Annotated in this window: 1 protein-coding gene; it reads right to left on the reverse strand. The window is 60.5% G+C overall.

The window, feature by feature from the left end; all coding sequences use genetic code 11:
- Positions 1-87: 87 nt before the first annotated feature.
- Positions 88-852 carry an IS21-like element helper ATPase IstB gene (istB, locus tag BQ9843_RS00015; RefSeq protein ID WP_230205501.1) on the reverse strand — a complete coding sequence of 255 codons (765 nt, stop codon included), beginning with the start codon at positions 850-852 and terminating at the stop codon, positions 88-90.
- Between the last annotated feature and the right edge of the window lie 146 nt (positions 853-998).

A 998-nucleotide genomic window follows, 5' to 3' on the forward strand; every position in this document is an offset into this window, starting at 1 on the left:
TGTTTTTCACAACAACTAAATTTAGGATTTCACGACTAATTTCTTTCGGGTTTCACCGTTTTGCAAAGGTGCCGCACCCTTTCTTCGCTAACTGTCCGATCTTCCCATCATCAAGGCTTCCTCGAACCTTCTGCTCTGCCCGCCGAACTCAACCAGCCGACCATGATGCATGATCCTGTCAATCGTCGCCGTGGCCAGGTGCGCGTCTCCCAGCACAGTGCCCCATTTGCCGAACTCTATGTTGGTTGTGACGATCATGCTCCTCGTCTCGTACGTTGCCGACATCACCTGGTAGAGCAGCCGAGCGCCCTCGATGTCTATCGGGATGTAGCCGTACTCGTCGATTATCAGCAGGTCCGCCTTGGCTATGTCGCGAAGCACCTGCTCGAGCCTGTTGTCGGCGACGGCCGCCTTCAGCATCAGCACCAGCGACGCGGTCTCGAAGTACCTGACCTTGTAGCCCCGCTCGGCCGCCAGCACGCCCAGTGCGATCGACAGGTGGGTCTTTCCGCGTCCGCATCCTCCGTAGAACACGAAGTCCTGGGCCTGCCGGACAAACTCCAATGACACCAGGTCATCGACGGTGTAGCCGTCTGGGAAGGACACCTCGCCGAAGTCGAAGTCCGCGACCGACTTCACGGCCGGGAATTTGGCCTGCTTCATGAGCCTTGCCTTCCTGTTCTCCTCCCTGGTGGCGTTCTCGCTCCTGATCAGCTCGCATGCAGCCACCAGCTGGCCTCGCGTGGCATCCTTGGAAAACGCCGCGATCGTCGACTTGGTGAAGTACATGGTCCTGGCCAGCGCGGCGAACTCCGCCTCGATCTGGCCCCTCGTCATCTGCTCGATGTCCATGGCTAGGCCTCCTTTGCGAAGACGGCGTCGTACATCCCGAGGTCGGGGCTGTCGTCGTATGCGATGGACCCTTGGCCGTTCGCCGTGCATGCGGCAGCCAATGCGACGTCAGCGCGGCTGGGGACGCCGCCGTCGGCGCCGAGCGC

This window comes from Collinsella bouchesdurhonensis (assembly GCF_900155365.1).
Classification (GTDB): Bacteria; Actinomycetota; Coriobacteriia; order Coriobacteriales; family Coriobacteriaceae; genus Collinsella; species Collinsella bouchesdurhonensis.

Coding starts and splice junctions, on each gene's coding strand:
- istB (WP_230205501.1), bottom strand. CDS start 852: ATGGACATCGAGCAGATGACGAGGGGCCAGATCGAGGCGGAGTTCGCC.